At 58.3% G+C, this 2472-nt stretch carries 2 protein-coding genes; both read right to left on the bottom strand.

Annotation, left to right across the window (positions count from 1 at the left end):
* Positions 1-127: 127 nt before the first annotated feature.
* Positions 128-859 carry an IS21-like element helper ATPase IstB gene (istB, locus tag ACR0MJ_RS20720; protein ID WP_170684176.1) on the bottom strand — a complete coding sequence of 244 codons (732 nt, stop codon included), beginning with the start codon at positions 857-859 and terminating at the stop codon, positions 128-130.
* Positions 856-2355: an IS21 family transposase gene (istA, locus tag ACR0MJ_RS20715; protein WP_170684178.1), complete on the bottom strand. Its 1500-nt coding sequence runs from the start codon at positions 2353-2355 to the stop codon at positions 856-858. Before istA ends, istB begins: the two co-directional genes overlap by 4 nt.
* Between the last annotated feature and the right edge of the window lie 117 nt (positions 2356-2472).

Genomic DNA, 2472 nt, shown 5'->3' with positions numbered 1-2472 from the left:
TGTCAATGAGCGTTCAAAACTGACCCGGTTTCAGCGTTTGATTTTGACCCACCCTATGTGGCGCAAAGCCCCCAGGCGGGCCGCCCTCATATAGCGGGTCCGTCTGGGGGCTTTGGTTGCGCGCCGTTTATGTTTTTCTGCGTCGCTTGCTTTGTGCGAACCGGAATGAGGTATTGCCGGTTTCGATGATGGCGCAGTGATGGGTTACGCGATCCAAGAGCGCGGTGGTCATCTTGGCATCGCCAAAGACGGAGACCCACTCACCGAACTCCAGATTGGTGGTGATGATGACGCTGGTCTTCTCGTAAAGCTTGCTGATGAGATGGAAGAGCAGTGCGCCGCCGGATTTTGGGAACGGGATATAACCCAACTCGTCGATGATGACACAGTCCAGGGCCGAGAGTTGCCGGATGATCTTCCCGGCATTGCCCTCGGCCTGTTCCTTGATCAGCGCATTGATCAGATCGACCGCATTGAAGAAGCGGGCCTTCTTGCCGTTGTTGATCAAGGTGGTGCCCAAAGCTATGGCGATATGGGTTTTGCCAGTGCCGGTTCCGCCGACCAGAATGAGGTTGTGCGCCTCGTCAGTGAACTGGCCCGTGCAGAACGGTTCGATCTGGGTCTGGGTGACCGCGGCCGCGCTGTAATCGAAAGTAGCGAAGTCTTTGTGGTGGGGGAACTTCGCGATACGCATTTGATACTGGATGGAACGCACCCGCCGCTCTACAGTCTCAGCGTCGATCAGTTGCTTTATCGCTGTGGTCAGACTTGGTGGCTTGCGCGCGGACAGCAAATCATGGGCGCAAGCTGCCATTCCATGCAGCCTCAGGGCCGTCAGTTGGTCGATGAGAGCATTCATGCGGCAGCCTCCTCAGCCGAGCACAGCATCTCATAACGCTTGCAATCGGCTTCGGGCCGCAGGGTCAGATGCGGATAGGTATGGGCGTCGCTCAGCGGTGCGATGACCGGCTCCATCAACTGATTGATCAGATTGATGATGGCAGGAAGGCGCAGGGTGTTTTGTTCCACCGCCAGTTCGCAAGCCGTCTCGACCACCTCGATCCCATGATCCTGCGCCAGCAGAAGCAGATCGACAAACTCCCGATCCCCGCCTTTGCCCGCCATGTAATGCTCCCTGATCCGATGCATGGCGTCGGGCAATTCCCAGCCCACGAATGGCGCGCCATTGCGCAGGGCACCGGGCTTGCGGTCCAGCAGGGGCACGTAATGCCAGGGTTCAAAATAGCTGACATTGCGGGTGAAGCGACGCTTATGCTCGGCGATGACATCCGGGCCCGACACCAGCACGATCCGGCCTGCATAGGCGCGCAGCGACACATGTTGCCCCGCGAACCGGGACGGCACACTGTAGCGATTGCTGGCATATTGAACCAGGCAGGTGGAGCGAACACGAACGGTCTTTTCCACGTATCCGTCAAATGCCCGCCCCAGAGGGCGCAGTTCGGCGCGTTCGTCTTCGAACACTTCAGCAACCGTGCGATCCTGATGTTCGGGATGGGGCCGATTGGCCAGTTCTTCACAGCGCAGGCGCAGCCAGTCATTGAGCGCATCAAGATCAGCAAAAGCCGGTTTGGGAACAAACAACCGGCCGCGCAAAAACTGGACCTGGTTCTCGACCTGTCCCTTCTCCCAGCCCGCAGCCGGGGTGCAGGCCACCGGCTCCATCACATAGTGGTTCATCAGCGCCAGGAACCGGGGATGGAATATCCGGTCCTTCGAGCGCGAGACGTAGGTCACCATTGTTTTGGGATTGTCGATGATCACCCGGCGTGGAACACCGCCGTAGAAAGACAGCGCCTGCACGAACGCATCCAGAACCATCTCCTGGGCTTCGCCGGGATAGGCCAAGACAAAGGGCTTGCGGCTGTGGCTAAGGCGGAAATGGGCAACCTTCACCTTCTGCTCGATACCGCCCAGAACAACCCGTTCCTCGCTCCAGTCAAATTGCAGCGCGTCACCTGCCGCAAAATGCAGCGGGATAAAAGCCTCGCCCGAACCGGCACCGGCCCGCTTCAGGTCCCGGACAAATCGCTGAACAGGGGAATAGCTACCAGTGTAACCTTCGACCACGAGCTGCTCATAAAGCTTCTGGGCCGTCCGCCGCTCCCGGCGTGATCGCTTCTGGTCCTGATCGAACAGGTCTTGAAGCCGAAGATCAAACCCGTTGCACAGCTTGTGCCGAACCGGCGGAACCTGGCGCTGGTAGCTCGGCGGGCTCTCATCCTTCAGATACTTCTTGATCGTGTTCCGCGATAATCCCGTCGCCCGCGCAACAGACCGGATGCTGCGCTCCTCAACCAATACCCATCGTCGGATCTTCGACACGCTTTCCATCAATAACACCTGCTCTTTCCTCCGCACTTGAAGCGCGGATGCTAACGAAACAGGTGGGTCAATTTTAATCGCTCATAACCCACCCAAGTGGGTCAATTTCGCATGCCGATTCACAGG

This window comes from Ruegeria sp. C6 (genome assembly GCF_056537625.1).
Note: the sequence above shows the minus strand (reverse complement) of the source record. Positions and strands in the feature narration are given on the sequence as shown.

What these genes read in the sequence shown, in the direction of transcription:
- istB (WP_170684176.1), bottom strand. Translation starts at nt 859, where the DNA reads ATGAATGCTCTCATCGACCAACTGACGGCCCTGAGGCTGCATGGAATG.
- istA (WP_170684178.1), bottom strand. Translation starts at nt 2,355, where the DNA reads ATGGAAAGCGTGTCGAAGATCCGACGATGGGTATTGGTTGAGGAGCGC.